At 76.3% G+C, this 26,519-nt stretch carries 20 protein-coding genes; 5 read left to right on the top strand and 15 right to left on the bottom strand.

What is annotated here, in order from left to right; all coding sequences use genetic code 11:
• Positions 1-241 precede the first annotated feature (241 nt).
• The 3 genes from zwf to pgl are packed head-to-tail and all read left to right on the top strand — an operon-like array spanning position 242 to position 3,934.
• Complete coding sequence (gene zwf / locus ACRYMY_RS16625) at positions 242-1,783, top strand: glucose-6-phosphate dehydrogenase (RefSeq protein ID WP_432548342.1); 1,542 nt, start codon at positions 242-244, stop codon at positions 1,781-1,783.
• Between the two features lie 37 nt (positions 1,784-1,820).
• On the top strand, positions 1,821-3,191 hold the full coding sequence (gene opcA, locus ACRYMY_RS16630; protein WP_432548343.1) for a glucose-6-phosphate dehydrogenase assembly protein OpcA: 1,371 nt from the start codon (positions 1,821-1,823) through the stop codon (positions 3,189-3,191).
• A complete protein-coding gene (gene pgl, locus ACRYMY_RS16635) occupies positions 3,188-3,934 on the top strand; it encodes a 6-phosphogluconolactonase (protein WP_432548344.1) in 747 nt (248 codons plus the stop codon). Before opcA ends, pgl begins: the two co-directional genes overlap by 4 nt.
• Before the next feature lie 100 nt (positions 3,935-4,034).
• Here the strand turns inward: pgl and ACRYMY_RS16640 are convergent, their stop codons facing one another.
• From ACRYMY_RS16640 to uvrC, 9 genes are all read right to left on the bottom strand, one after another.
• Positions 4,035-4,385: an RNA polymerase-binding protein RbpA gene (locus tag ACRYMY_RS16640; RefSeq protein WP_369052179.1), complete on the bottom strand. Its 351-nt coding sequence runs from the start codon at positions 4,383-4,385 to the stop codon at positions 4,035-4,037.
• Positions 4,386-4,413: 28 nt separating this feature from the next.
• Positions 4,414-4,665, bottom strand: a complete 252-nt coding sequence (secG, locus tag ACRYMY_RS16645; RefSeq protein ID WP_369052180.1) for a preprotein translocase subunit SecG — start codon at positions 4,663-4,665, stop codon at positions 4,414-4,416.
• Between the two features lie 124 nt (positions 4,666-4,789).
• The gene (gene tpiA, locus ACRYMY_RS16650; protein WP_432548345.1) at positions 4,790-5,578 is read right to left on the bottom strand and encodes a triose-phosphate isomerase; all 789 of its coding nucleotides are present in this window, start codon (positions 5,576-5,578) and stop codon (positions 4,790-4,792) included.
• Positions 5,579-5,642: 64 nt separating this feature from the next.
• Entirely contained in the window at positions 5,643-6,872 is a 1,230-nt protein-coding gene (locus ACRYMY_RS16655; RefSeq protein WP_432548346.1) for a phosphoglycerate kinase, read from the bottom strand.
• A 101-nt stretch (positions 6,873-6,973) separates the two neighbouring features.
• The gene (gene gap / locus ACRYMY_RS16660) at positions 6,974-7,978 is read right to left on the bottom strand and encodes a type I glyceraldehyde-3-phosphate dehydrogenase (protein ID WP_432548347.1); all 1,005 of its coding nucleotides are present in this window, start codon (positions 7,976-7,978) and stop codon (positions 6,974-6,976) included.
• A gap of 198 nt (positions 7,979-8,176) precedes the next feature.
• Positions 8,177-9,157, bottom strand: coding sequence for a DNA-binding protein WhiA (whiA, locus tag ACRYMY_RS16665; protein ID WP_369052184.1), 981 nt, complete (start codon positions 9,155-9,157; stop codon positions 8,177-8,179).
• A gap of 131 nt (positions 9,158-9,288) precedes the next feature.
• Positions 9,289-10,275 carry a gluconeogenesis factor YvcK family protein gene (locus ACRYMY_RS16670; RefSeq protein WP_432548348.1) on the bottom strand — a complete coding sequence of 329 codons (987 nt, stop codon included), beginning with the start codon at positions 10,273-10,275 and terminating at the stop codon, positions 9,289-9,291.
• 81 nt (positions 10,276-10,356) lie between these two features.
• On the bottom strand, positions 10,357-11,385 hold the full coding sequence (rapZ, locus tag ACRYMY_RS16675) for an RNase adapter RapZ (RefSeq protein WP_432548349.1): 1,029 nt from the start codon (positions 11,383-11,385) through the stop codon (positions 10,357-10,359).
• 81 nt (positions 11,386-11,466) lie between these two features.
• Entirely contained in the window at positions 11,467-13,536 is a 2,070-nt protein-coding gene (uvrC, locus tag ACRYMY_RS16680) for an excinuclease ABC subunit UvrC (protein ID WP_432548350.1), read from the bottom strand.
• A 158-nt stretch (positions 13,537-13,694) separates the two neighbouring features.
• Here uvrC and wecB point away from each other — a divergent pair, with 158 nt between their 5' ends.
• Positions 13,695-14,891 (top strand): non-hydrolyzing UDP-N-acetylglucosamine 2-epimerase, encoded by a 1,197-nt coding sequence (gene wecB / locus ACRYMY_RS16685; RefSeq protein ID WP_432548351.1) that lies wholly within the window; start codon positions 13,695-13,697, stop codon positions 14,889-14,891.
• Positions 14,892-14,937: 46 nt separating this feature from the next.
• Here wecB and ACRYMY_RS16690 read toward each other — a convergent pair whose 3' ends face one another.
• The 4 genes from ACRYMY_RS16690 to uvrA form a co-directional block, all read right to left on the bottom strand.
• On the bottom strand, positions 14,938-16,353 hold the full coding sequence (locus ACRYMY_RS16690; RefSeq protein WP_432548352.1) for an FAD-dependent oxidoreductase: 1,416 nt from the start codon (positions 16,351-16,353) through the stop codon (positions 14,938-14,940).
• Positions 16,350-17,678: a glycosyltransferase gene (locus tag ACRYMY_RS16695; RefSeq protein WP_432548353.1), complete on the bottom strand. Its 1,329-nt coding sequence runs from the start codon at positions 17,676-17,678 to the stop codon at positions 16,350-16,352. Before ACRYMY_RS16695 ends, ACRYMY_RS16690 begins: the two co-directional genes overlap by 4 nt.
• A gap of 79 nt (positions 17,679-17,757) precedes the next feature.
• Positions 17,758-19,014 (bottom strand): hypothetical protein, encoded by a 1,257-nt coding sequence (locus tag ACRYMY_RS16700; RefSeq protein ID WP_432548354.1) that lies wholly within the window; start codon positions 19,012-19,014, stop codon positions 17,758-17,760.
• Between the two features lie 248 nt (positions 19,015-19,262).
• Positions 19,263-22,115 carry an excinuclease ABC subunit UvrA gene (gene uvrA, locus ACRYMY_RS16705; protein WP_432548357.1) on the bottom strand — a complete coding sequence of 951 codons (2,853 nt, stop codon included), beginning with the start codon at positions 22,113-22,115 and terminating at the stop codon, positions 19,263-19,265.
• Between the two features lie 429 nt (positions 22,116-22,544).
• On the opposite strand from uvrA, the gene ACRYMY_RS16710 reads away from it, so the two are divergent.
• Positions 22,545-23,039 carry a MarR family winged helix-turn-helix transcriptional regulator gene (locus ACRYMY_RS16710; protein WP_432548358.1) on the top strand — a complete coding sequence of 165 codons (495 nt, stop codon included), beginning with the start codon at positions 22,545-22,547 and terminating at the stop codon, positions 23,037-23,039.
• Positions 23,040-23,054: 15 nt separating this feature from the next.
• On the opposite strand, the gene uvrB is transcribed toward ACRYMY_RS16710, so the two are convergent.
• Both uvrB and coaE read right to left on the bottom strand, forming a co-directional pair.
• Positions 23,055-25,172 carry an excinuclease ABC subunit UvrB gene (gene uvrB, locus ACRYMY_RS16715; RefSeq protein ID WP_432548355.1) on the bottom strand — a complete coding sequence of 706 codons (2,118 nt, stop codon included), beginning with the start codon at positions 25,170-25,172 and terminating at the stop codon, positions 23,055-23,057.
• Positions 25,173-25,223: 51 nt separating this feature from the next.
• Positions 25,224-26,369 carry a dephospho-CoA kinase gene (gene coaE, locus ACRYMY_RS16720; RefSeq protein ID WP_432548356.1) on the bottom strand — a complete coding sequence of 382 codons (1,146 nt, stop codon included), beginning with the start codon at positions 26,367-26,369 and terminating at the stop codon, positions 25,224-25,226.
• Positions 26,370-26,519: the final 150 nt, after the last annotated feature.

The following is a 26,519-nucleotide window of genomic DNA, read 5'->3' on the forward strand; positions in this document are numbered from 1 at the left end:
CCCCCGCCGCCCGCCCCCGCCCCACCCCCCCCCCCCCCCCCCCCCCCCCCCCCCCCCCCCCCCCCCCCGCCCCCCCCCCCCCCCCCCCCCCCCCCCCCCCCCCCCGGCCGGGAGGCGTCCCGGCCGGGTGATCGACCCGGTGCCGCCTGGCGCGCACCCCGAGCAGGAGAGAGGCGAGCGTGCGCTCGACACCGACGGACCACCAGGAGCGTCACCCGGTGCTGCACGGGGAGGTGGCCGCGTGAGCCCCACCCGCGTCGCCCGCGGCGAGAACCCGCTGCGCGACCCCAGCGACCGGCGCCTGCCGCGCATCGCCGGTCCGTGCGGCCTCGTCATGTTCGGGGTCACCGGCGACCTGGCCCGCAAGAAGCTGATGCCGGCGATCTACGACCTGGCCAACCGCGGCCTGCTGCCGCCCGGCTTCGCGCTGACCGGGTTCGCCCGCCGCGACTGGGCCGACCAGGACTTCGGCAAGGTCGTCTACGACGCGGTGCGCCAGCACGCGCGCACCCCCTTCCGCGAGTCGGTCTGGGCGCAGCTGGCCGAGGGCTTCCGCTTCGTGCCCGGCGACTTCGACGACGACGCGGCCTTCGACCAGCTGGCCTCCACGGTCGCCGACCTGGACCGCGTGCGCGGCACCGGCGGCAACCACGCCTTCTACATGTCGATCCCGCCGCGCTTCTTCCCCGTCGTGGCCAAGCAGCTGGCCCGCTCGGGCCTGTCGGCGCAGCACGGCGACCAGTGGCGCCGCGTGGTCATCGAGAAGCCGTTCGGCCACGACCTGAAGTCCGCGCGCGAGCTCAACGACGTCGTGGAGCAGGTCTTCCCGCCCGACTCGGTGTTCCGCATCGACCACTACCTGGGCAAGGAGACCGTCCAGAACATCCTGGCGCTGCGCTTCGCCAACCAGATGTTCGAGCCGCTGTGGAACGCCAACCACGTCGACCACGTGCAGATCACGATGGCCGAGGACATCGGCATCGGTGGCCGCGCCGGCTACTACGACGGCATCGGCGCCGCCCGCGACGTCATCCAGAACCACCTGCTGCAGCTGCTGGCGCTGACCGCCATGGAGGAGCCGGTCTCCTTCGAGGCCGCCGACCTGCGCGCGGAGAAGGCCAAGGTGCTGTCCGCGGTGCGCCTGCCCAAGGACCTGGCCCGCAGCACCGCGCGCGGGCAGTACGCCGCCGGCTGGCAGGGCTCGGAGCTCGTCAAGGGCTACCTGGACGAGGACGGCATCTCCCCCGACAGCACCACCGAGACGTTCGCCGCCATCGAGCTGGAGATCGACACCCGCCGCTGGGCCGGGGTGCCGTTCTACCTGCGCGCGGGCAAGCGCCTGGGCCGGCGCGTCACCGAGATCGCGGTCGTCTTCAAGCGCGCCCCGCACCTGCCGTTCGAGTCCACCGCCACCGAGGAGCTCGGCCAGAACGCGCTCGTCGTGCGCGTGCAGCCCGACGAGGGCGTCACCCTGCGCTTCGGCTCCAAGGTGCCCGGCACGGCCATGGAGGTGCGCGACGTCACGATGGACTTCGGGTACGGCCACGCCTTCACCGAGTCCAGCCCGGAGGCCTACGAGCGGCTCATCCTCGACGTGCTCCTCGGCGACCCGCCGCTGTTCCCCCGGCACGAGGAGGTCGAGCTGTCGTGGAAGATCCTCGACCCGATCACCGCGTTCTGGGCCCGCAACGGCAAGCCGGAGGCCTACGACTCGGGCACGTGGGGCCCGGCCTCGGCCACCGAGATGCTGGCCCGCACCGGTCGCGCCTGGCGGCGCCCGTGACCGGCCCCGCCCGCCGTCCCGCCGTGCGCGCCCGTCGGTGGCCCGCGGTGACGACCCCCAGCCCGACGACCTGCACGCGGGAGCCAGCAGCATGATCATCGACCTGCCGAGCACGTCCACCAGCGCCATCAACAAGGCGCTGGTCGACCTGCGCGACTCCGGCGGCGCCGTGGCGCTGGGCCGGGTCCTCACCCTCGTCGTCGTCACCGACGACGCGCACGCCGAGGACGCCATCCAGGCCGCCAACGAGGCCAGCCGCGAGCACCCCTGCCGCGTGCTGGTCCTGGCGCGCGGCAACAAGCGCGGCGTGGCCCGCCTGGACGCGCAGATCCGCGTCGGCGGCGACGCCGGTGCCAGCGAGGTCGTCGTCCTGCGCGCCTACGGCCCGCTCGTCGAGCACGGCCAGACCACCGTCGTCTCGCTGCTGCTGCCGGACGCGCCCATCGTGGCGTGGTGGGTCGGCGCCGCGCCGGAGGACCTGCGCGCGGACCCGATCGGGCGGATCGCCCAGCGCCGCATCACCGACTCCGCGGAGGTGTCCAACCCCGCGAAGGCGCTGGAGCAGCGCCGCGCCTCCTACCGGGCCGGGGACACGGACTTCGCGTGGACGCGCCTGACGAACTGGCGGGCGCTGCTGGCCGCGGCGCTGGACCAGCCGCCGTACGAGCCGGTCACGGCCGTCACCGTGGCCGGCGCCCCCGACAGCCCCAGCACCGAGCTGCTGGCGGCGTGGCTGGCCGTCAAGCTGAAGGCGCCCGTCGTGCGGGTGCGCACCAAGCGCGGCACCGGCGTGCAGAGCGTGCGCCTGGAGCGCAAGTCCGGCGCGGTCGAGCTGGTGCGCCCCGACCAGAACGTGGCCACGCTGACCCAGCCGGGCCAGCCGGACCGGCGCATCGCGCTGGCCCGCCGGCCCGTGCGCGACTGCCTGACCGAGGAGCTGCGCCGCCTCGACCCGGACGACGTGTACGGCGAGACCCTCGTGCAGGGGCTGCCGCTCATCGGCTCCTCCACGGTGACCGTGCGCGCCGCCCAGGCCGCCGGGAAGCTGTCCCCGCCGGCCGACGCCGCCCGCGGGCAGGCGGACGCCGAGGCCCAGGCCGCCCGCACGTCGCGGGCCATGAAGCGGGCCCGTCCGGAGGGGGCGACGCAGCGCTCGCGCAGCTCGGCCGTGCCCGCGGCGGAGGAGACCGAGCAGGCGCCCGCGCCGGCGAAGAAGGCGGCGGCCAAGCGCACCGCCACCACGAAGACCGCCGCGAAGAGCACCGCGGCGAGGAAGACCGCCGCGAAGAGCACCGCGACGACCGGTGCCGGCGCGACGAAGAGCTCCGACGCCACCGGCGGCACCGCGGCGAAGCGCGGCACCGCCAAGCGCAGCACCGCCAAGCGCTCGACGGGGACGCGGGCGTGAGCGGCGACCGGCTGGTCGTCGTGCACCCCGACGCCGACGTGCTCGCGCACGCGACGGCGGGGCGCCTGCTGGCCGCGGTCGCCGACGCCCAGGCGCGCCGGGGCACGGCGCACGTGTCCCTGACCGGTGGCACGGTCGGCGTCAAGACGCTCGCGGCGGTGGCCTCCTCCCCCGCCCGCGACGCCGTCGACTGGTCGCGGGTGCACCTGTGGTGGAGCGACGAGCGGTTCCTGCCCGCCGGGGACCCCGAGCGCAACGCCACCCAGGCGCAGGACGCGCTGCTGAGGCACCTGCCGCTCGAGGCCGACCACGTGCACCTGCCGCCGGCCGCGGACGGGCCGGACGAGGACGACCTGGACGCCGCCGCCGCCCGCTACGCCGCCGAGCTGGCCGCGCACGCCGGCGGGGCGGAGGTCCCCGCCTTCGACGTCCTGCTGCTGGGGATGGGGCCCGACGGGCACGTGGCCTCGCTCTTCCCGCACCACCCCGGTCTGGGCCGGGACGAGTCCAGCGTCGTCGGGGTCCGCGAGTCCCCCAAGCCGCCGCCGCTGCGCGTGTCCTTCACCTTCGGCGCCCTCGCCCGGGCCCGGCAGGTGTGGGTGGTGGCCGCGGGTGCCGAGAAGGCACCCGCGGTGGCCCGCGGCGTCGGCGGCGACGACGTGGCCGCCACCCCGGCCGCCGGGGTGCGCGGCACCGACACCACGCTCTGGCTGGTGGACCGGGCGGCCGCCGCTGACCTCTGAGCTGGCCGCGCGAGCGGTCCGCCACCACGACGAGAGCCCCCTCCCGGTGCACCGGGAGGGGGCTCTCGTCGTCAGCGGACCTCTGGGCGGCCCGACGTGCTCAGCGGATGAGACCGCGGGCGCGCAGACCGGCCAGGGCCTCGTTGAGGATGGCCTCGCCGTCGGCGTCGCTGCGCCGCTCCTTCACGTACGCCAGGTGCGTCTTGTACGGCTCGTTGCGCGGCGGGGCCGGCGGGTTGGCGCGGTCGGTGCCGGCGGGGAAGCCGCAGCGCGGGCAGTCCCACGTCTCGGGCGGCTCGACCCCCGACTCCTCCGCGAAGCTGGGGCGCGTCTCGTGCCCGTTCGCGCACCAGTAGGAGATGCGGACGCGGGGAGCGGTGTCACCCCGCTCCGCCTCGCCCATGGGGCCCGCGCCGACACGGCTGCCGCGGATGGCGTTGCCACCTGCCACGAGGAGGTCCTCCCTGCCTGTCCTGGTCTCAGAACTCGTTGGTGAAGCGCTCGACCAGGCCGAGCAGCACGATGGACGCGGCCCACGTCAGGGCCATGACGACGGTGAACCTGTTGAGGTTGCGCTCCGCCATGCTCGACCCCGACAGGGACGTGGTCACGCCGCCGCCGAACATGTCCGACAGGCCGCCGCCCTTGCCCTTGTGGAGGAGGATCAGCAGGACCAGGAAGAGGCTCGTCAGGGCGAGCACCACCTGGAGCACGATGCGCAGAGCGGTCACGCGGATCCTTCTCGTCTCCGGCCGCGCCCGGTCGGGCGCGGCGCTGTCAGGGCGTCCCCAGGGTACGTCACCCGAAGGGCGGACCGGGGCGTCCGCCGCTCGTCGGACCCGTTCACGGCGGGTGTCAGGAGGGGTGCTCGCGGTAGCGCACGATCGCGGCGAAGTCCCCCGCGTCGGTGCTCGCGCCCCCGACCAGGGCGCCGTCCACGTCCGGCTGGGCCATGATCGAGGCGATGTTGGCGGGCTTGACGCTGCCGCCGTACAGGACCCGCACCGCCGCGGCGGTCTCGGCGTCGAACTGCCCGGCGACCGCGGCGCGCAGCGCCTCGCAGACCTCCTGCGCGTCCTCGGGGGTGGCGACCTCACCGGTGCCGATGGCCCACACCGGCTCGTACGCCAGGACCAGCCCGGCCACCTGCGCGGCCTGCAGGCCCTCCAGCGCCGCGGTCACCTGCCCGACGGTGTGCCCGACGTGCTCGCCGGCCCGGCGGACCTCCAGCGGCTCGCCCACGCACACGATCGGCACGAGCCCGTGCTCGAGCGCCTTGGCGGTCTTGGCGCGCACCAGGGCGTCGTCCTCGCCGTGGTCCTGGCGGCGCTCGGAGTGCCCGACCGCCACGTAGCGCACGCCCAGCTTGGTGAGCATGGCCGCGGACACCTCGCCGGTGTGGGCGCCGGACTCGTGCGCGGAGACGTCCTGCGCGCCCAGCGCGATGGGCAGCTTGTCGCCCTCGATGAGCGTCTGCACGGTGCGCAGGCTGGTGAAGGGCGGCAGCACGGCGACCTCGACGGCCGCGTGGTCGTGCTTGGCGTCCTTCAGCGTCCAGTCCAGCTTCTGCACCAGCAGGGTGCCCTGCTGGTGGTCCAGGACCATCTTCCAGTTCCCGGCGATCAGCGGGGTGCGGGTGCTCACGAGCGGCTCCAGGCGGTCGGGGCGGTCACGGGTCGGGTACCGGGGCTGGCCGGCGGGAGGAGGCTCACTCCTCCAGGACGTCCAGGCCGGGCAGGTGCTTGCCCTCCAGGAACTCCAGGCTCGCGCCGCCGCCGGTGGAGATGTGCCCGAAGGCCTCGTCGGGGAAGCCGAGCGTGCGCACGGCCGCGGCCGAGTCGCCGCCGCCGACGACGCTGAACGCCGCCGAGCCGGCCAGCGCCTGCGCCACCGCGCGCGTGCCGTGCGAGTACGGCTCCATCTCGAACACGCCCATCGGGCCGTTCCAGAAGACGGTGCGGGCGTCGGCCAGGTGCCGGGCGAAGGTCGCCGACGACTCCGGGCCGATGTCCAGGCCGAGGCGGTCGGCGGGGATGGCGTCCACGGGGACCACCCCGTGCTCGGCGTCGGCGGAGAACTCCGCCGCGGCCACCACGTCGGTGGGCAGGACCACCTCGACGCCCTTGGCGCGGGCGGTCTCGACGTAGCGGGTCACCGTGTCCAGCTGGTCGGCCTCCAGCAGCGAGCGCCCCACCTCGTGGCCGGCCGCCTTGAGGAAGGTGAAGACCATGCCGCCGCCGACGAGCAGCCGGTCGCCGGAGGTCAGCAGCGAGCCGAGGAGGTTGTCGATGACGCCGAGCTTGTCGGAGACCTTCGAGCCGCCCAGGACGACGGCGTAGGGGCGCTCCGGCTCGCTGGTCAGCCGGCGCAGGACCTCCACCTCGGAGGCGACCAGACCCCCCGCGGCGTGCGGCAGGCGGCGGGCCACGTCGTAGACGCTGGCGTGCTTGCGGTGCACCGCGCCGAACCCGTCGGAGACGTACGCGTCGGCCAGGCGGGCCAGCTCGTCGGCGAACGCGCCGCGCTCGCCGTCGTCCTTCGACGTCTCCCCCGCGTTGAAGCGCAGGTTCTCCAGCAGCAGCAGCGAGCCGTCGGCCAGGCCCTCGACGGCCTCCGCGGCGCGCGGGCCGACGGTCTCGGCGCAGAAGGACACGTCGACGCCGTCCAGCAGCTCGGCCAGCCGGGCGTGCACGGGGGCCAGGGAGTACTTCGCCTCCGGCGCCCCCTTCGGCCGGCCCAGGTGGGCCACGACGACGACGCGGGCGCCGGCGTCCAGGAGGCGGCGCAGCGTGGGCACCGAGGCCCGCACGCGCCCGTCGTCGGTGATGCGGGGTGCCTCGCCGGAGTGGTCCAGCGGCACGTTGAGGTCGCTGCGGACGAGGACGCGGCGGCCGGCCAGCCCGTCCAGGCGCGCTTCGAGGTCGTCGATGGTGAGCACGGTTCCTCCGCGGTCGGTGGGCGGGGCGGACGCGCGAGCGCCGGGGCCGGTGCGCGTGGCACCGGCCCCGGCGGGCGCGGCCGTCCCCGGGCGGGGGTGGGTCAGAGCGAGGAGCCGACCAGCGCCACGAGGTCGACGAGGCGGTTGGAGTAGCCCCACTCGTTGTCGTACCAGCCGACGACCTTGACCTGGTCGCCGTTCACCTTGGTCAGGCCCGAGTCGTAGATGCACGAGGCCGGGTCGGTGACGATGTCGCTGGAGACCAGCGGCTCGTCCGAGTAGGTCAGGTAGCCCATGAGCGGGCCCTCGGCGGCCGCCTTGTACGCCGCGTCGACCTCCTCGGCGGTGACCTCGCGCGACAGGGTGACGGTCAGGTCGGTGGCCGAGCCGGTGGGCACGGGCACGCGCAGCGCGTAGCCGTCGAGCTTGCCCTTGAGGGCCGGCAGCACCAGGCCGATGGCCTTGGCCGCACCGGTGGAGGTCGGCACGATGTTCAGCGCGGCGGCGCGGGCGCGGCGCAGGTCCTTGTGCGGGCCGTCCTGCAGGTTCTGGTCGGCCGTGTAGGCGTGCACGGTCGTCATGAGGCCGCGCTCGATGCCGAAGGCGTCGTCGAGGACCTTCGCCAGCGGCGCCAGGCAGTTCGTGGTGCACGAGGCGTTGGAGATGATCGAGTGCTTCGCGCCGTCGTACTCGGAGTCGTTGACGCCCATGACGACGGTGACGTCGTCGTTGCTCGCCGGGGCGGAGATGACGACCTTCTTGGCGCCGGCGTCCAGGTGGGCCTTGGCCTTCGCGCCGTCGGTGAAGAAGCCGGTGGACTCGACGACCACGTCGACGCCCAGCTCGCCCCACGGCAGGTTCGCCGGGTCGCGCTCGGCCAGCACCTTGATGGTGCGCGAGCCGACGACGATGGCGTCGTCCTCCGGGCGCACGTCCTCGGACAGCTTGCCCAGGACCGAGTCGTGCTTGAGCAGGTGCGCCAGGGCCTTGGCGTCGGTGAGGTCGTTCACGGCGACGATCTCGACGTCCGCCCCCGAGGCCATCACGGCGCGGAAGAAGTTGCGTCCGATGCGGCCGAAGCCGTTGATGCCGACCCGAGTGGTCATGCGCTCTCCTCCTCGCGGGACCCGGCGCGTTGCGGGTGCCGCTGCGTCTGCTTGCGGTACTGGTCCGGTGCCGGTCCCCGCCGGCGCGCGCCGGACGGGGGTGCCGTACCCCGCCGCACCGTCACGGCGTCGCCCCGACCCTATGGCCTGCGTCACGTCCGGGCGCACCCGGGGGCGCCCGGGAGCGGCCCCGAGGGCTCAGGCGTCCAGCATGTCGGGGGTCAGGCCGGAGTCGGTGCCGGGCACGCCGAGCTCGGCGGCCTTCTTGTCGGCCATGCCCAGCAGGCGGCGGATGCGCCCGGCGATGGCGTCCTTCGTCATGGGCGGCACGGCCAGCTGCCCCAGCTCCTCCAGGCTGGCCTGCTTGTGCTCCAGGCGCAGCCGGCCCGCCTGCAGCAGGTGGTCGGGCACGTCGTCGCCCAGCAGCTCCAGGGCCCGCTCGACGCGGGCGCCCGCGGCCACCGCGGCGCGCGCGGAGCGGCGCAGGTTGGCGTCGTCGAAGTTGGCCAGGCGGTTGGCGGTGGCGCGCACCTCGCGCCGCATCCGGCGCTCCTCCCACGTCATCATCGCGTCGTGGGCGCCCAGCCGGGTCAGCAGCGCGCTGATGGCGTCGCCGTCGCGCAGCACCACCCGGTGGATCCCGCGCACCTCGCGGGGCTTGACGGGCAGCTCCAGGCGCCGGGCGGCGCCGACGAGGGCCAGGGCCGCCTCCTGCCCGGGGCAGGTGACCTCCAGCGCGGCCGAGCGGCCCGGCTCGGTGAGCGAGCCGCGGGCCAGGAAGGCGGCCCGCCAAGCCGCCTCGGCGATCTGCGTGGAGGAGGAGACGATGTGCGGCGGCAGACCCCGGACGGGGCGGCCACGGGTGTCCAGCAGGCCCGTCTGGCGGGCCAGCGCCTCCCCGTCCTTGACCACCCGCAGCACGTAGTGGGTGCTCTTGCGCAGCCCGCCGGCCTGCATCACCAGCAGGTCCCCGGACTGGCCGAAGACGTCGGCGATGTCGCGCCGCAGCCGGCGGGCGATGGACGCGGAGTCCAGCTCGGCCTCGATGACGATGCGCCCGGAGACGATGTGCAGGCTGCCCGCGAAGCGCAGCATCACCGCCACCTCGGCCTTGCGGGCCGCCGTGGTGCCCACGGGCAGGCGGCTGAGCTCGTCCTTGACCGCCGCGGTCATCGCCATCTGCGCTCCTCCCCGGGCGGTGCGCGCCGTGCCCGGCACCCCGCCGTCCGTCGATCGTCCCGTCCGTCCCACCGGTGCCCACGGTCCCACCCGTCCCACCGCCCGCGCCGCCCCGCCGCCCAGCTCGTCGTTCACGACAGGTCCCCCCACGCGCCGGCGAACACGTCGCGGTAGGCGGCGGCCAGCCGCAGGGCGTCGTGGCGGGGACTGCCGTCGCCCACCGAGACCTGCCGCAGCAGCAGCGACGCGCCCAGCGAGGCCGCCGCGGCCGCCAGCGCCTGCGGGTCGGCCACCGCGACCGGATCGGCCACCACCGCGTCGACCCGCAGGCCGGGGGCGTGGGCGGCGAGCACCTCCAGGTGCTCCTCGGCGCTGAACCCGTCGGTCTCCCCCGGCTGCCCGGCCAGGTTCAGCGTCAGGCAGACGCGGGCCGGGGTGCGCACGAGGGCGTCGGCCAGGGCGGGCACCATCAGGTGCGGCAGCACGCTGGTGAACCAGGACCCCGGTCCGAGCACGACCCAGTCGGCCGCGGAGATCGCCGCCAGCACCTCCGGGCGCACCGGCGGGTCGGCGGGCACGAGCCGCACGGCGGCGACCCGCCCGGTCGTGGAGGCCACGGCCACCTGCCCGCGCACGGGCGTCGGCGTGTCCCCCTCCCCCGGCACGAGGCCGACGACGTCGGCCTCGATGTCCAGCGGCACCGCCGCCATCGGCAGCACCCGACCGCGCGCGCCCAGCAGCCGGCCCACCCAGTCCAGGCCGGCGACCTCGTCGCCCAGCAGCCGCCACAGGGTGGCGATGAGCAGGTTGCCGGTGGCGTGCTGGTCCAGCCCGCCGGTGCTGGCGAAGCGGTGCTGCAGCACGTCGCGCCAGGTGCGGCCCCACTCGGAGTCGTCGCACAGGGCCGACAGGGCCATCCGCAGGTCGCCCGGCGGCAGGCAGCCCAGCTCGCGGCGCAGCCGGCCGGAGGAGCCGCCGTCGTCGGCGACCGTCACGACCGCGGTCAGCCGATCGGTCAGGTGCCGCAGCGCCGACAGGGACGCCGACAGGCCGTGGCCGCCGCCGAGGGCGACCACGGCGGGCGCGTCGGAGGCGCCCAGCGGGACGGGTGCGGTCACCGCGGGGACCGGCGCCGGCGGGGCGGGCGGGACGGGCGGCCCGGGCGCGCGGGGCGGGGGGTCGGTGGGGGGCAGGGCGGCTCACTCCCGCCCGAGGTCGCGGTGCAGGACGCGCACCGGCACACCGGCCCGGCGCAGGCGCGCCCCGAGCTCCTCGGCCATCGCCACCGACCGGTGCTTGCCGCCGGTGCAGCCGAAGGCGACCGTGGCGTAGCGCTTGTTCTCGCGCCGGTAGCCGGTCAGGACCGGCTCGAGGGCCTCGGCGTAGCGGTCGAGGAAGCGCCCGGCGCCCTCGGCGGCCAGGACGTACTCCGACACCGGCCGGTCCTGGCCGGTCAGCGGGCGCAGGTCCGGTTCCCAGTGGGGGTTGGGCAGGAAGCGCACGTCGGCCACGTGCTCGGCGTCGGCGGGGGTGCCGTACTTGAAGCCGAAGCTGAGGACGGTCACCCGCAGGTCCTCGGCGCGCTCGCCCTCGAACAGGCTGGCGACGAGGGCGCCGAGCTGGTGCACGTTGAAGCTGGAGGAGTCCACGACCACGTCGGCGCGCGAGCGCAGGTCGCCGGTGAGCTCGCGCTCGCGGGCGATGCCGTCGACGATGCGGCCCTCGCCCTGCAGGGGGTGCGGGCGGCGCACCGACTCGAAGCGGCGCACGAGCACCTCGTCGGTGGCGTCGAGGAACAGCACGCGCGGGGACACGAAGCGCGTGTCGAGCGCGGCCAGGGCGCCGGTCAGCTCCCGGAAGAAGGTGCGCCCGCGCACGTCGACGACGACGGCGATCCGCGGGATCGACAGCCCGGCGCGGGCCGTCAGCTCGGCCAGCGGCTCCAGCATCTGCGGCGGCAGGTTGTCCACGACGTACCAGCCGAGGTCCTCCAGGGCCTTGCCGGTCGTGGAGCGCCCGGCCCCGGACATGCCGGTGACGATGAGCAGCTCCGAGCGGCGCGGGCGGTCGGCACCGGCGTCGGTGGTGGCCCCCTCGGGCGCCGCGCCGGCCTCCGCGGAGACCGGGGCCCCCGCGGCCACCCCCTGGACGGGCGGCTGCGCCGCCCGCTCCTCCTCCTGGTCACCCTCGTGGCCCTCGGGGGCAGGCTGCGCGTCCACGATCCTCATCCTGCCAGCCCGGGCGTGTCGCTCGCGACGAGACCGCCACGGTCCGCGTCCGCGCACTGACGCTGCGGCAGGACGCCGGGTTCAGTCCAGGAGCTCGCCCGTCGCCGCGTCGAAGGCGGGCAGCGCGTCGGCCGCCTCGTCCGCCGGGGTGCCGTCAGCACCCGCCCCGGCCGCGCCCGCGCCGGCGAGGGCGGCCACGACGGCGCGGGCCGTGCGCGGGCCGACGCCGGGCACGGCGGCCACCTCCTCCTCCGAGGCGGCGCGCAGCTTCTTGACCGAACCGAAGTGCTTGAGCAGCGCCGTGCGGCGGGTCTGCCCCAGGCCCGGCACCCCGTCCAGGGCGCTGGCGGTCATCGCGCGGCTGCGCTTGCCGCGGTGGTAGGCGATGGCGAAGCGGTGGGCCTCGTCGCGCACCCGCTGCAGCAGGTACAGGCCCTCGCTGGTGCGCGGCAGCACCACCGGGTGCTCCTCCCCCGGCAGCCAGACCTCCTCCAGCCGCTTGGCGAGCCCGCACAGGGCCACGTCGACGACGCCGGCGTCGGCCAGCGCGCGGGCCGCCGCCTCCACCTGCGGGCGGCCGCCGTCGACGACGACGAGGTTGGGGGTGTAGGCGAAGCGCCGGGGCCGACCCGTGTCCGGGTCGATGCCCGCCGGCACGTCCCGCGCCGCGGTCGCGCCGGCGGAGGGGCCGCCGTCGGCGAGCACCACCGCGCCGTCCGTCCCGTCCGCCGCGCCGGGCTCGCCGGCGGCGTCGGCGCGCTGGCGGCGGAAGCGGCGCAGCAGGACCTCGCGCATCGCGCGGGTGTCGTCCACGCCGCCCTCGTCGCCGCGCACGCTGAAGCGGCGGTAGTCCGCCTTCTTGGGCAGACCGTCCTCGAACACGACCATCGAGGCGACGACGTTGGTCTCCTGGGTGTGGGAGACGTCGAAGCACTCGATGCGCAGCGGGGCGTCCTCCAGCCCGAGGGCCTCCTGCACCTCCTGCAGCGCACGGCTGCGCGTGGTCAGGTCACCGGCGCGGCGCGTCTTGTGCAGGGCGAGCGCCTGCACCGCGTTGCGCTGCACGGTCTCCATCAGCGCCCGCTTGTCCCCGCGCTGGGGCACCCGCAGGTCCACGCGCGAGCCTCGCAGCTCGCTCAGCCAGTCCTCCACGTCGCCCTCGACGGTGGCCGGCAGGCTCGGGACGAGGACCTCGCGCGGGACGCCCTCGCCGCTCTCACCGCCGTACACCTGCAGCAGCAGCTGCTCGACGAGCTCGGGCGCGCCGACGTCCTCGACCTTCTCCACGACCCAGCCGCGCTGGCCGCGCACCCGCCCGCCGCGCACGTGGAAGACCTGCACCGCGGCCTCGAGCTCGTCGTCGGCGATGGCGAAGACGTCGGCGTCGGTGGCGTCGGGCAGCACGACGGCCGACTTCTCCAGCGCCCGCTGCAGCGCCCCGAGGTCGTCGCGCAGGCGGGCCGCGCGCTCGAAGTCCAGGTCGGCGGCCGCCGCGCGCATCTCCTGCTCGGTGCGCCGCACGAACCGCTGCGTCTGCCCGGCCATGAAGTCGCAGAAGTCCTGCGCCAGCTCGCGGTGCTCCTCGGGCGACACCCTGCCCACGCAGGGCGCGGAGCACTTGTCGATGTAGCCGAGCAGGCACGGGCGGCCCACCTGCGCCGCGCGCTTGTAGACCCCGGCCGAGCACGTGCGCACGGGGAACACCCGCAGCAGCAGGTCGACGGTCTCGCGGATCGCCCAGGCGTGGGTGTAGGGACCGAAGTACCGGGTCCCCCTGCGCTTGGCGCCGCGCAGGACCTGCACGCGCGGCACCTCCTCGCCCATGGTCACCGCCAGGTACGGGTAGGACTTGTCGTCGCGGTACTTGACGTTGAACCGCGGGTCGAACTCCTTGATCCAGGAGTACTCCAGCTGCAGGGCCTCGACCTCGTTGGCCACGACCGTCCACTCCACGCTCGCGGCCGTGGTCACCATGGCCATCGTGCGCGGGTGCAGCGCCGACAGGTCCTGGAAGTAGTTCGACAGCCGCGCGCGCAGGCTCTTGGCCTTGCCGACGTAGATGACCCGACCGCCGGGGTCGCGGAAGCGGTAGACGCCCGGCTCGACGGGGATCTCCCCCGGCTTCGGGCGGTAGGTGGCGGGGTCGGGCACGTCGTCAGGGTAGGTCGCGCCCCCGACAGGCCGCGCTCGTCCCCCGCGGTGCCTCACCGATCACGCTGCGCGACAACGCGTCAGCGTCCGGGTGACACCGGTGGCGCTGACGCCGGAAACCCCTGCGGCGGTCGCGCGGCGGGTCCTAGCGTCCGGGCGTGAGCACCCCCGTGACCGCGCCCGACAGCCCCCCGGCGGCCGCGCCGGGCGTGCCCGCGCAGGGTGTCCCGCCCGCGCTGCGCCGGCCCCTGGGCTTCCCCGCCGGCCCGGGCGCGCCCGGGCCGGTGGCCGTCGTGCTGGGCACCCGCCCGGAGGCCATCAAGCTGGCCGAGGTGGTCCGCCGCCTGGGCGCGGCCGGCCTCGTCGTGCACACCGGTCAGCACTGGGACCCGGAGCTGTGGGCCGACGTCACGGCGGAGCTGGGCCTGGGCACCGAGCCGCTGCCCCTGGGCATCGGCGGCGGCTCGCGCGGGCAGCAGCTGGGCGCCGCGGTCTCCGCGCTGGACGCGCTGTTCGGCGAGCGCCGGCCCTCCTGCGTGCTCGTGCAGGGCGACACGACGGCCGCGCTGGCCGGCGCGCTGGCCGCCAACACCGCCGGGGTGCCGCTGGTGCACGTGGAGGCGGGGCTGCGCAGCCACGACCGGCGCATGCCCGAGGAGCACCACCGCGTCCTCGTCGACCACCTCGCCGACCTGTGCTGCGCGCCCACCGCGACCGCGGTGGCCAACCTGCGCGCCGAGGGCGTGCCGGACGAGCGGATCCTGCTCACCGGGAACACCGTGGTGGAGAGCGTGCACCACCTGCTGCCGGACGCCGCCGAGCGCGCCCGCACGGCCCGCGAGCTGGACCTGCCGGAGGAGTTCCTCCTGCTGACGCTGCACCGGCCGGAGAACGCCGACAACCCCGACGTGCTGCGCCGGGTGTTCGCCGAGCTGGCCACCGTGGACCTGCCCGTCGTCTTCCCCGCGCACCCGCGCACGCTGCGCAGCCTGCGCGAGCACGGCCTGGAAGGGCTGCTGGGCTCTGTGCGGGCCCTGGCCCCCGTCCCGCCCGCGCGGTTCCTGGCGCTGCAGGCGCTGGCCCGGCTGGTCGTCTCCGACTCCGGCGGCGTGCAGGAGGAGGTCAGCGTCCTGAAGAAGCGGCTGGTCGTCGTGCGCCGCTCCACCGAGCGGCCCGAGGTGCTCGGCACCTTCGCGTCCCTGGTCCCCGGCGGGGTGCGGCTGGGGCGGGCGGTGCGGGAGGCGCTGGCGGAGGACCCGGCGGCCCTGCACGACGTCCCCTCCCCCTACGGCGACGGCTCGGCCAGCCGGGTCGTGGTCGAGTCCGTCGTCAAGCTGGTCACCGCGCTCGCCTGAGCGCGGGGCCCCGCGGCGCCGGATGGCGCCGCGGGGCCGGACCCGCTCAGGCGGGCAGGTCGAGGACGTGGCGGCCGATGCTGCGCCCGACGAGCAGGGAGTCCTCCTGCCCGTCCCACGTGTGGGTGCCGTGCCGACCGACCCGGGCGAGGTTGACCCAGCGGTCCAGGCGGGCGTCCAGCGCCGCGCGCGCGTCCTCCAGCCCGAGCGCCGGCACGGGGACGCTGCGCGGCAGGCGCAGCACGTCGGCCTCGACGACGCGCACCTGCGGGCGCACCCCGAAGCGGTGCAGCTCCGAGGTGGCGAGGGCGACGAGGTCCCCGTCACCGGCGGCGGCGAGGTCGTCGTCGCCGGAGCTCCAGAGCTCCGCGCACAGGACGGTGCGCCCGGCGCCGCGGAAGGTCCCCGGGCGCCACACCCGCGTGTTGGTCAGGCGCCCGGTGCGCACCGAGGGGTCGTAGGCGGTCACGTAGTGGGCGTCCTGCCCCACCCGGCCCTCCACGAGCAGGTGGACCAGCAGCGTGTCGCGGCTGCGCAGCGCGGGCGCGGCGGGGGTGGCGGCAGGAGCGGCGGGGGCCGGGTCCGCCGCGTCGGGCAGCCAGCGCAGCAGCGGGCCGGGCGGCAGGGTGCTCACCACCGCGCGGCAGCGCAGCACCTCCTCGCCGTCCGGGTGCCCGGGGCGGGCCAGGCGGACCGCGGTGACGCGGCCGGTGCCGTCCGGGCCGGGCGCGGTGTCCAGCCCGGTGACGGCGGCGCCCAGGCGCACCCGCCCGCCGCGCCGCTCGAGGCGGCGGGCCAGCTCCTCCCAGACGCTGCCCGTGCCGTCCACGGGGGTGAGCAGCTCCACGGGGCCGGTCCAGCCGGTGCGGCTGCCGAGCAGCCGGGCGGCGAAGGAGGGGGACAGCTCGGCCGGGGACAGGCCCAGGTACTTGCGCGTGTACGGGGCGAACAGCTCCTCGACGAGCGCGCGGCCGTGGTGGGCCACCAGCGCGTCCTCGGCGGTGCGCGGGCCGTCTCCCGCGGGACCCGGACGGGCGCCGGCGCGCGCGGCGGCGCGGGAGGCGGCCAGCCGCGCCGCGCCCACCGGCCCCGCCACGCGCAGGACGTCGCGCGGGCCGGGCGGGAAGCCGACCACCTGCCCGCGCCAGACGCCGGCGCGGCGCACGGCGGTGCGCTCGACGCGTCCGCCCGTCAGGTCCAGCCACCGGGCGACGGAGTCGGGGTGCGAGGTGGACCAGAAGCTGTGCGGGCCCAGGTCGTAGCGCTGCCCCCACAGGGTCCGGGAGCGCGAGAGGCCGCCCACCTGGTCGGCGGCCTCCAGCACGACGACGTCCAGGCCCGCGTCGAGCAGGTGCTCGGCGGCGGCAAGCCCGGCCGGGCCGGCGCCCACGACGACGACGGGGTCGCCGCCGTCGCCGGGCCGGGTGCTCTCGCGGGCGTCCTCGGCGGCGGGTGCGCTCACCGGGTACCTCCTCGGGTCGGGTGGGGGGTGCGGCGGGCGGCGGGGACGACGGCGCCGGCGGGGGCGCTCGCGGGGGACGCGGGTGCCCCCGGCACGAGGTCCTCGACGACGCGGGCCCAGCGGCCGGTCAGCACCGCGGGCGAGAACGACGACGCGGCCCAGGCGCGGGCGCGGGACGCGAGCGCCGACAGGGCGGCGGGGTCCTCGCGCGCCCACCGCTCGACGTCGCCGAGGACGCGCGCGAGGTCGTCGCCGTCGCCGAAGAGGAGCAGGTCCCGGCCTGGTTCGGCGCCGAGGCCGGAGGCGCCCTGCGGGGTGGTCACGGGCACCAACCCGAGGGCGGCGGCCTCGACGACCTTGACGGTCAGCCCCAGCGCCTCGCGCTGCGGGGCCAGGAGGAGGGCGTGCCGCACGAGCTCGGCGTGCAGGCGCTCGCGGGGCATCGCGCCGCGCAGCACCACCGAGGGGGCGCGCACGCGGGCGGCGACCTGCGCGGGCACCTCGCCGAAGACGTGCAGCTGCCACCCGCGCAGACCGTGGGCGCGCAGCGCCGGCTCCAGCTCCTCGGCCCACCAGCGCACGGCCTCCTCGTTGGCGAAGGCCGTCAGGCTGCCGGGGAAGACGAGGCGGCGGTCCAGCGGGGCGGGGAGGCCGCCGGGGTGCCAGTCGCGGTGGACGGCGGTGGACACGGCCATCGGCAGGGCGCGGACGGCGGCGCCGGAGCGCTCGGCCAGGCGGGCCGCCTCCACGCCGGAGACGAGCGAGACGCCCGGCGCGCGGCGGGCGAGGTCGACCTCGCGCTCGCGCAGCGCGCGCGCCTCGGTCCGCAGCAGCCGCCGCACGGGCACGGCGCGCAGCGCGGTCGCGGCGGGGCCGCCGGGCCGGCGGTGCCCCAGGAGCTGGTGCAGGTCCATGCGGCGGGTGCGCCACAGCTCGTAGCGCTCGGAGAGCAGGTCGTCCAGGTCGACGAACCACGGGGCGCCGGAGTCCTCGGCGTGGGCGGCCAGGCGCACGCCGTCGGCGACGACGAGGTCCACGGCGTGCTCCGCGACGAGGCGGCGGACGGCGGCGGCGGCGGCCGGGGACCAGTACAGCCGCTCGTTCCAGCTGCGCAGCCCGCGCCGCCGGGCGTGCCGGCCGGTCAGGACGTCCAGCAGCGCGACGTCGGGCAGGCGGTGCACCGACGCCGCGCCGGGCACGGGCTCGGGGACGGCGGGGCCGCCGACGACGGCGCAGCGCACGACGTGCCCGGCCGCGACGAGGCTGTCCACGACCGTGCGCAGGACGGCCCCGCGACCGCCCGCGCCCGCCAGCGGGCGCGTCATGAGCAGCAGGACGGTGCGCGCGGGCCCGCCCGTCCCGGCCCGCCCGGACGACGGCCGGGACGAGGGGCGCGGCGACGGCTCAGACAAGGTGCCGCCAGTCCAGGCCGGGCGCGCCGCGCCGGTCGTCGGCGGCCAGCAGGAGGGCCTGCGCGGCGAAGGCGGTGACCCAGACGTTGGCGTGCGGCAGGGGCTCGCCGGCCGTGGAGGCGCCGAAGGCGAACCCCCCGTCGGCGCGCGGCTCGGCGGGGTCGTCGACCTGGTGGGCCAGCAGGGCGGCGGTCAGGCGCCGCGCGGCGGCCGAGGTGTGCAGGGAGTGCAGCGCGGACAGCCGCAGCACCTGGGCGACGGCGTCGACGCGGGGGTGGCGCACGACGGCGCCGTGGTCGCCGTCGGCCCAGCGCCGCGGCGGCAGGCCGTCCGCGTCGACGGCCGCCAGCGCCCACAGGGTCGCCCGCTCCGAGGCCTCCAGCAGGTCGCCGCGGCCGGTGGCGGTGCCCACGGCCCACAGCGCCTCGGCGGCGTAGCTGTGCGGGTGCAGGTTGGTGGAGCCGGCGACCGGGTTCGTGACGAACCGCCCGGAGGGCAGCTGGTGGCGCAGGGCGTCCTCGCAGAGCGCGACGGCGGCGCGCCGCGCCTCGTCGTCGCCCGTGAGCTCGGCGAGGGCGGCCAGACCGATGCCGACCTTGGCGTGGTGGACGCCCGGGCGGGTGGACCAGTCGGCGGGGGCGTCCTGCCAGCGCCCGGCGGCGGGGGTGGCGGGCCAGGGGTCGAGCGTGCCGTCGGCCGCGACGTGTCGCAGCAGCCACCGCCCCGTGGCGATGGCGGTGCGCCGGGCCGGGTCGCTGCCGGTGGCGCGGTGGTGGGCCAGCAGGCCCTGCAGGATGATCCCGGCGTCGAACGTGTAGAGGCGGTCGGCCTTGGCCCGGAACCGGCCCACGGCGTGCCCGGCCTCCAGGCAGCGGAACGCGCCGGGTTCGGCCTGCACGGCTCCGGCGAGCCAGGCCACGGCCCGGTCCGCGTCCGCCAGGGAGCCGGTGTCGCCGCGGGCGGCCAGCCACGCGGCGAGGGTCACCTGGTACCCCGTCACCTCGGCGTACTCGAACGGGTACTGCCCGCTGGTGCGGTCGAACCAGGAGCGGTACCCGCCCGAGGCGCCCTGGATCCCGGACGTGCGCAGCCACCGCACGGCGCGGCCGGCGGCCCCCACCGACGGCGCGACCTGCGCCGAGCGCTGCCGGGGCAGGGCGGCGCGGAGGGCGACGGGGTCCGCCGCGGGCTCGCCGCCCGGGCCGCCGACGCGGGCGCCGACGGGGGTCTCTGCACGTGCTGCGTCCACGCGACGCTCCCTCGGTGAGTTCCGACCACCGCGGGACGCCGCGGTCTGGACGTCGGGGAGTGTGGCACCGCCCGGCCCGCCCGCACGGGGCGTTTCCCGCAACGGCGGAGCGGGACGTACGGACGGTGGCGCGGGCCCGACGCTGCGTCGAACCGTCACGTCGCGGACGGGTCACGGCGCGGTGGGGTGCCCACCACGCGCCGTGATCCGTCCCGTCCCGCCGGGCGCCGGCCCGGAGCGCGTCCGGGTCAGCTGGCGCGGGCGCGCTTGCGGCGCGGCGCGGCCTGCGTGCCGAGCACCTCGGCCAGGAAGCGGCCGGTGTAGCTGGCCGGGACGGCCGCGACCTCCTCCGGGGTGCCGCAGGCCACCACGGTGCCGCCACCGCCGCCGCCCTCGGGGCCCATGTCGACGATCCAGTCCGCGCTCTTGACGACGTCGAGGTTGTGCTCGATGACCAGGACGCTGTTGCCCTTGTCCACCAGGCCCTGCACGACGCCCAGGAGCTTGCGGATGTCCTCGAAGTGCAGGCCCGTGGTGGGCTCGTCGAGCACGTAGACGGTGCGCCCGTTGGAGCGCCGCTGCAGCTCGGTGGCCAGCTTCACGCGCTGGGCCTCCCCGCCGGACAGGGTCGTGGCGGGCTGGCCCAGGCGCACGTACCCCAGGCCCACCTCGGTCAGCGTCGTCATGTACCGGGCGATGGCGGGCACGGCCGCGAAGAACTCCGCGGCCTCCTCGATCGGCATGTCGAGGACCTCGGCGATGGTCCGGCCCTTGAAGTGCACCTCGAGCGTCTCGCGGTTGTAGCGGGCGCCGTGGCACACCTCGCAGGGCACGTACACGTCGGGCAGGAAGTTCATCTCGATCTTCAGGGTGCCGTCGCCGGAGCACGCCTCGCAGCGCCCGCCCTTGACGTTGAAGGAGAACCGGCCCGGCTGGTACCCGCGCAGCTTCGACTCCGGCGCGGAGGCGAACAGCTTGCGGATGTGGTCGAACACGCCCGTGTAGGTGGCCGGGTTCGAGCGCGGGGTGCGGCCGATGGGCCCCTGGTCGACGTGCACGACCTTGTCGAGGTGCTCCAGGCCCTGCACGGACTTGTGCCGGCCGGGCACCCGGCGGGCACCGTTGAGCCGGTTGGCCAGGACCGTGTAGAGGATGTCGTTGACCAGGGTGGACTTGCCGGAGCCGGACACCCCCGTGACGGCCACGAGGCAGCCGAGCGGGAACGAGACGTCGACGCCCTTGAGGTTGTGCTCGCGCGCGCCGGTCACCGTCAGCTGGCGGGCCGGGTCGACCGGGCGCCGCTGGGCGGGCACCTCGATGCGGCGCTGGCCGGACAGGTACTGCCCGGTCAGCGAGCGGGGGTTGGCCATCAGCCCGGCCAGGTCGCCGGAGTGCACGACCTCGCCGCCGTGCTCGCCGGCGCCGGGCCCGAAGTCGACGATGTGGTCGGCGACGCGGACGGTGTCCTCGTCGTGCTCGACGACGATGAGGGTGTTGCCGAGGTCGCGCAGCCGCGTCAGCGTGTCGATGAGGCGGCGGTTGTCGCGCTGGTGCAGGCCGATGCTCGGCTCGTCGAGGACGTACAGCACGCCCACCAGGCCGGAGCCGATCTGGGTGGCCAGCCGGATGCGCTGGGCCTCGCCGCCGGACAGGGTGCCCGCGGGGCGGTCCAGGGACAGGTAGTCCAGGCCGACGTCGAGCAGGAACCCCAGCCGCGCCTGCACCTCCTTGAGGACCTGCGCGGCGATCCGCTTCTCCCGCGGGGACAGCGCCAGCGCGTTCAGGAACCGCGAGCACTCGTCGATCGGCAGCGCGCAGACCTCGGAGATCGACTTCTCCCCCACCCGCACGGCCAGCGAGGACGGCTTGAGGCGCGCGCCCCGGCACGCCGGGCAGGGCGTCTCGCGCATGTAGCCCTCGTAGCGCTCCTTGCTCCAGTCGGAGTCGGTCTCCTCGTGGCGGCGCTTGACGAAGGGGATGACGCCCTCGAAGCCCGTGGAGTAGGAGCGCTCGCGGCCCCACCGGTTGCGGTAGCGCACGTGGACCTCGTGGTCCTTGCCGTGCAGCACGGCGTCCTTGGCGCGCTTGGGCAGCGCCCGCCACGGCACGTCCACGCTGAAGGACAGGTCCTCGGCCAGCGCCGTCAGCAGGCGCTGGAAGTAGTCGGAGGAGCCCGACGCCCAGGGCGCGACGGCGCCCTGCGCGAGCGAGAGGTCCTCGTCGGGCACGACGAGCTCGGGGTCGACCTCCAGCTGGGTGCCGATGCCCGTGCACACGGGGCAGGCACCGAACGGGGAGTTGAAGGAGAACGAGCGCGGCTCGACCTCGTCGATGTCGAGGGGGTGCTCGTTGGGGCAGGCCATCTTCTCGCTGAAGCGGCGTTCGCCCTCGGGCCCCTCGACGCCGACCAGGTCGGCGACGACGAGGCCGCCGGAGAGCACGAGGGCCGTCTCGACGGAGTCGGTCAGGCGGCGCTTGACGCCGTCCTTGGCGACGAGGCGGTCGACGACGACCTCGATGGTGTGCTTGAGCTTCTTCTCCAGCGTCGGCGGGGCGTCCAGCGGGACGACCTCGCCGTCGACGCGGGCGCGCGCGAAGCCCTTGGACTGCAGCTCGCGGAAGAGCTCGGCGTACTCGCCCTTGCGGTCGCGCACGACGGGCGCGAGGACCTGGAAGCGGGTGCCGGCGGGCAGCTCGAGCAGCTGGTCGACGATCTGCTGGGGCGTCTGGCGGCCCACGGGCTCGCCGCACACGGGGCAGTGCGGGCGGCCGGCGCGGGCGAAGAGCAGGCGCAGGTAGTCGTAGACCTCGGTGATCGTGCCGACGGTCGAGCGCGGGTTGCGCGAGGTGGACTTCTGGTCGATGGAGACGGCCGGGGACAGGCCCTCGATGAAGTCCACGTCCGGCTTGTCCATCTGCCCGAGGAACTGGCGGGCGTAGGCGGACAGCGACTCGACGTAGCGGCGCTGGCCCTCGGCGAAGACGGTGTCGAAGGCCAGGGAGGACTTGCCGGAGCCGGACAGCCCCGTGAAGACGACGAGGCTGTCGCGCGGCAGGTCGACCGAGACGTCCTTGAGGTTGTGCTCGCGCGCGCCGCGCACGACGAGGCGGTCGGAGGCGACGGGCGCGCCGCGGCGGACCTGGGCGGGCGCGGAGGCGGCCGCGGAGGTGCGCCGGGCGCCGCCGGCGGACCGGCCCCGGGGGGCGGGCGGGGCGGCGGCGGGGGGTGCGGCGGGCTGGGGTGCGGCGGTCCGCGGCGCACTGCTGGAGGGGTTGCGAGGAGCCACGCCCCAACCCTAGGTCCCGCCCCCGACACGGGCGTCCGCGTGCGGGAGCGGGACGTCCGTCCCCGGGCCGGGCCCGGGTCCACCGGTCGGGGGACGCAGGTGGTTGAACGCGCTGCGTACCATGGCGTCATGACGGCGCGTACACCCTCGATCACGGACGTGGACCCCGGGACGGGGGGCGCGCACGGCGCGGTGCGCTGGCTGGACGACGGCGAGCAGCGCACCTGGCGCGCGTTCCTGTCGATGACGCAGCTGCTGACCGAGCGCGTGGACCGGCAGCTGCACCAGGAGGCCGGGGTGCCGCACACCTACTACGAGATGCTGGTGCGCCTGTCCGAGGCCCCCGGGCGCACGCTGCGCATGAGCGAGCTGGCGGAGAGCTCGCTGTCCTCGCGCAGCCGCGTCTCGCACGCCGTCTCCCGCCTGGAGGACCGCGGCTGGATCCGGCGCGAGCCGTGCGCCACCGACGGCCGCGGCTTCAACGCCGTGCTCACCGACGCCGGGATGGCGGCCCTGGAGGCCGCGGCCCCCTCGCACGTGGAGACCGTGCGGCGGACGGTCTTCGACCAGCTGACGCGCGAGCAGCAGGAGCAGCTGCGCGACGTCAGCGAGACGCTGCTGGCCTACCTGACCGCCACGGGCAGCGTCTCCCCCGTGCCCCTGCTGCGCCCGCCGGACGCCGCACCGCAGGAGGACGCCGCCCCGGGGCGGGACGGCACCGCCAGCCGCGCGAGCTGACGGGCGCCCCGCCCCTCAGGCGCCCTGCGCCGCGCGCATCCCCCGCAGCTCCTTCTTCAGGTCGCCGATCTCGTCGCGCAGGCGGGCGGCCAGCTCGAACTGCAGCTCCTCGGCCGCCGAGTGCATCTGGTCCGTCAGCTGCTGGACGAGGTCGGCCAGGTCCGCCTGCGCCAGCGAGCCGGCCCGCGGGCCCGGGCCGACGTCGCGCCCGATCGCGGCCCCCCGGCCGCCGCCCGGCACGGGCGCCTTGCCGCGCGACTGCGTGCGCCCGCCGCCGCCGAGCAGGGCGGCCGTGTCGGCGTCCTCGCGCGCGATGAGGTCGGTGATGTCGCCGATCCGCTTGCGCAGCGGTGTCGGGTCCACCCCGCGCTCGCGGTTGTGGGCGACCTGCTTGGCGCGGCGGCGGTTGGTCTCCTCGATGGCCTTCGCCATCGACGGGGTGACGGTGTCGGCGTACATGTGCACCTGCCCGGACACGTTGCGGGCGGCGCGCCCGATCGTCTGGATGAGCGAGGTCGCCGAGCGCAGGAACCCCTCCTTGTCCGCGTCGAGGATCGCCACGAGCGAGACCTCGGGCAGGTCCAGGCCCTCGCGCAGCAGGTTGATCCCGACGAGGACGTCGAACTCGCCCTGGCGCAGCTCGCGCAGCAGCTCCACCCTGCGCAGGGTGTCCACCTCGGAGTGCAGGTAGCGCACCCGCACGCCCTGCTCCAGCAGGTAGTCGGTGAGGTCCTCGGCCATCTTCTTGGTCAGCGTCGTCACCAGGGCGCGCTCACCGCGCTCGGCGCGCGCCCGCACCTCGTGCAGCAGGTCGTCGATCTGGCCCTTGGTGGGCTTGACGACGACCTCGGGGTCCACCAGGCCGGTCGGGCGGATGATCTGCTCGACGACGCCGTCGCTGCGGGAGAGCTCGTACTCGCCCGGGGTGGCGGACAGGTACACCGTCTGGCCGGTGCGCTCGAGGAACTCCTCCCAGCGCAGCGGGCGGTTGTCCATCGCGCTGGGCAGGCGGAACCCGAAGTCGACGAGGGTGCGCTTGCGCGAGGCGTCCCCCTCGTACATCGCGCCGATCTGCGGCACGGTGACGTGGGACTCGTCGACCACCAGCAGGAAGTCGTCGGGGAAGTAGTCCAGCAGCGTGTTGGACGCCGACCCCGGCTCGCGGCCGTCCATGTGCCGGGAGTAGTTCTCGACCCCGGAGCAGGTGCCGACCTGGCGCAGCATCTCCACGTCGTAGGTGGTGCGCATGCGCAGGCGCTGCGCCTCCAGCAGCTTCCCCTGCTGCTCCAGCTCGGCCAGGCGCTCGGCCAGCTCGGCCTCGATCGAGGCCACGGCCCGCTCCAGGCGCTCGGGGCCGGCGACGTAGTGCGAGGCGGGGAAGACGTAGACGAGCTCCTCCTCGCGCAGCACCTCCCCCGTCAGCGGGTTCAGCGTGTACAGCGCGTCGATCTCGTCGCCGAAGAACTCCACGCGGATCGCGTGCTCCTCGTACTGCGGGATGATCTCCACGGTGTCCCCGCGCACCCGGAACGTGCCGCGCGTGAACGCCAGGTCGTTGCGGGTGTACTGCTCGGCGACGAAGCGGCGCAGCAGGTCGTCGCGGTCCATGGTGTCGCCCTTCTTCAGGGTCACCATGCGGTCGACGTACTCCTGCGGCGTGCCCAGGCCGTAGATGCAGGAGACGGTCGCGACCACGACGACGTCGCGGCGGGTCAGCAGCGAGTTCGTCGCCGAGTGCCGCAGGCGCTCGACCTCGTCGTTGATCGAGGAGTCCTTCTCGATGTACGTGTCCGACTGCGGCACGTACGCCTCGGGCTGGTAGTAGTCGTAGTAGGAGACGAAGTACTCGACGGCGTTGTTCGGCAGCAGCTCGCGGAACTCGTTGGCCAGCTGGGCGGCGAGCGTCTTGTTCGGGGCCATGACGAGGGTCGGGCGCTGCACCTGCTCGATCAGCCAGGCCGTGGTGGCCGACTTGCCGGTGCCCGTGGCACCCAGGAGGACGACGTCCTTCTCCCCCGCGCGCACGCGGCGGGCCAGCTCGGCGATGGCCGCCGGCTGGTCCCCGGAGGGGGCGAACTCGGAGACCACCTCGAAGGGCGCCACGCGCCGCTGGATGTCTGTCGTCGGCCGCATGCGCTCATGCTAGGTCGCCCCTCCGACACGGGCGCCCGGCGAGCGCGAGCGTCAGGGGGTACCGGGCAGCGGTGGCACCCAGCCGTGCGCAGCGGCCCACTCCTCGGCCCGCTCCCCGGCCCGCTGCCCCGCGGACCACGCCGCGCGCGCCCCCCCGTCGGCGCGCAGGTGGTCGCGCTCCAGCAGGGCCCGGCGCCAGGCCGGCGAGCCGAGCACCCGCACGTGCAGGTCCGCGGGACGGCAGGGGTCGGCGGAGGCGTGCCGGCGGGTCCCCGCGTCGTCCCCGCCCTCCCCCGCCGAGTCCGCGGGCCCCCGGGGCGCCCGCGGCCAGCCGGCGGCCGCGAGCGCCGGGGCGACCGCGTCGGCGGCGGCCGCGTCCGGCACGGCCAGCTGGAGCTGCAGGACGTCCTGGGCGGGCAGCCCGGGCACCGCGGTGGCGCCCACGTGCTCCACGCCGCGCCCGGTGGTCCCCGCCGCGCGCGCGACCCGCGCCGCCAGGCGGGCGGCCTGCTGCGGCCAGGCCGGGTCCGGGCCGACGAGGCGGCCGGCGGACCGGGCGGGCGGGCGTCCCGCGCGCACGGCCGCCTCGAACGGGACGAGCCGCTCGTCCCACAGCGCGTCGACGGCCGCCAGCAGCGGGTCGCCCGCCCCCGGCGGCCCGGTGCGCCGCGGGTTCTCCAGCCAGACGTCGGCGGCCGCGCGACGCTCGTCGTCGCCGGCCTGGGCGGCGACGCGGGCACGGGCGTCGGCCTCGCTGCTGCCGCGCTCGGCGACCAGGCGGCGCACCCGCTCCTCGACGTCGGCGTGGACGACGACGACGAGGTGGTAGGTGGCGCCGAGGTGCGTCTCCACGAGCAGGGGGACGTCCTCGACGACGACGGCGTCCACGGGGGCGGCCGCGGCCAGCTCGGCGCGGCGGGCGGCCACCCGCGGGTGCACGATCGCGTTGAGGGTCCGCCGCGCGGCCTCGTCGCCGAACACCCGGCGGCCGAGGGCGGGACGGTCCAGCTCCCCGGCCGCCGTCAGGACGCCCGGCCCGAAGGCGGCGAGGACCTCGGACAGGCCGTCGGTGCCGGGCGCGACGACCTCGCGGGCCAGGACGTCGGCGTCCACGAGGACGGCCCCCCGCCCGGCCAGGCGCCAGGCGGCGGTCGACTTGCCGGCCCCGATGCCCCCGGTCAGCCCCACGCGCAGCACACCGGCACGGTAGTCCCCGGCCCCGCCGGCGGCGCGGGCGCCGCGCACGCGCGAGGGGCCCCCCCCCGTTCCCCGCCCGGGGCCCCCCCCCCCCCCGCCCCCCGACCACCCCCCCACCCCCCACCCGCACCAGCCCCTCACCCCCCCGGC

Source organism: Kineococcus haloalkalitolerans (assembly GCF_050871905.1).
Classification (GTDB): Bacteria; Actinomycetota; Actinomycetes; order Actinomycetales; family Kineococcaceae; genus Kineococcus.

What these genes read in the sequence shown, in the direction of transcription:
- rapZ (WP_432548349.1), bottom strand. Translation starts at nt 11,385, where the DNA reads ATGAGGATCGTGGACGCGCAGCCTGCCCCCGAGGGCCACGAGGGTGAC.
- uvrB (WP_432548355.1), bottom strand. Translation starts at nt 25,172, where the DNA reads ATGCGGCCGACGACAGACATCCAGCGGCGCGTGGCGCCCTTCGAGGTG.
- ACRYMY_RS16710 (WP_432548358.1), top strand. Translation starts at nt 22,545, where the DNA reads ATGACGCAGCTGCTGACCGAGCGCGTGGACCGGCAGCTGCACCAGGAG.
- ACRYMY_RS16695 (WP_432548353.1), bottom strand. Translation starts at nt 17,678, where the DNA reads ATGACGCGCCCGCTGGCGGGCGCGGGCGGTCGCGGGGCCGTCCTGCGC.
- whiA (WP_369052184.1), bottom strand. Translation starts at nt 9,157, where the DNA reads ATGGCGATGACCGCGGCGGTCAAGGACGAGCTCAGCCGCCTGCCCGTG.
- gap (WP_432548347.1), bottom strand. Translation starts at nt 7,978, where the DNA reads ATGACCACTCGGGTCGGCATCAACGGCTTCGGCCGCATCGGACGCAAC.